At 48.9% G+C, this 1,076-nt stretch carries 2 tRNA genes and 3 rRNA genes; all 5 read left to right on the top strand.

Annotated features, from left to right (window positions below):
• Positions 1-56 (top strand): 16S ribosomal RNA (locus M2108_RS31395); the annotation flags it as partial.
• Between the two features lie 106 nt (positions 57-162).
• A 5S ribosomal RNA gene (gene rrf / locus M2108_RS31390) occupies positions 163-279 on the top strand.
• A 39-nt stretch (positions 280-318) separates the two neighbouring features.
• Positions 319-395 (top strand) — tRNA-Ile (locus M2108_RS31385).
• 27 nt (positions 396-422) lie between these two features.
• A tRNA-Ala gene (locus tag M2108_RS31380) sits at positions 423-498 on the top strand.
• A 190-nt stretch (positions 499-688) separates the two neighbouring features.
• A 23S ribosomal RNA gene (locus tag M2108_RS31375) occupies positions 689-1,076 on the top strand; the annotation flags it as partial.

The following is a 1,076-nucleotide window of genomic DNA, read 5'->3' as shown; positions in this document are numbered from 1 at the left end:
GGGTGAAGTCGTAACAAGGTAGCCGTATCGGAAGGTGCGGCTGGATCACCTCCTTTCTATGGAGAATCGTTTCCTGCAACGGAAACATTCAAATCTTAAATCTAACCGGTCGGTTAGTTACTCACTCGTGTTCAGTTTTGAAAGGTCAATCCTTTCATCCCGTTTGGTGGCGATAGCGGAGGGGTTCCACACGTACCCATCCCGAACACGACCGTTAAGTCCTCCAGCGCCGATGGTACTTGGACCGAAGGGTCCTGGGAGAGTAGGACGCTGCCAAGCGGACAACCATTCTATGGTTGAAACCATGTTGTGTTATATGGGCTTTTAGCTCAGTTGGTTAGAGCGCACCTCTGATAAGGGTGAGGTCGGTGGTTCGAGTCCACCAAGGCCCACCATATAACATCTACAACATTATACTTTATGGGGCCATAGCTCAGCTGGGAGAGCGCCTGCCTTGCAAGCAGGAGGTCAGCGGTTCGATCCCGCTTGGCTCCACCATAATGATTTACTTGAATACTTGTAACATCTTGATCCTTGAAAACTGGATACCGAAACGAATTTGCGTTTTAGAACATCTTTTAGCTGAAACTTGTGTAAGCAAGTTGAAATAGTTATTAGTTGATACAATTGATTCGATAGGATGATAAAGAACAGTAATGTTCAATATTTCTCCTGCGGAGAAAATTGCGGTTAAGCTAATAAGAGCACACGGAGGATGCCTAGGCGCCAGGAGCCGACGAAGGACGTGGCGAACAACGAAACTGCCTCGGGGAGCTGTAAGCAAGCTTTGATCCGGGGGTGTCCGAATGGGGAAACCCAGCTGTGGTAATTCGCAGTTACTCACATCTGAATACATAGGATACGCAGAGGCAGACCAGGGGAACTGAAACATCTAAGTACCCTGAGGAAGAGAAAACAATAGTGATTCCGTCAGTAGCGGCGAGCGAACGCGGAACAGCCTAAACCAAGGAGCTTGCTCCTTGGGGTTGTGGGACGTCTCACATGGAGTTACAAAGGAATAGAGTAGGCGAAGAGGTCTGGAAAGGCCCGCGATAGAGGTAAAAGCCCTGTAGCCC

It is taken from the genome of Paenibacillus sp. PastM-3, from assembly GCF_029893965.1.
Classification (GTDB): Bacteria; Bacillota; Bacilli; order Paenibacillales; family Paenibacillaceae; genus Paenibacillus_AQ.
This window is presented reverse-complemented; position numbering and strand designations above follow the sequence as displayed.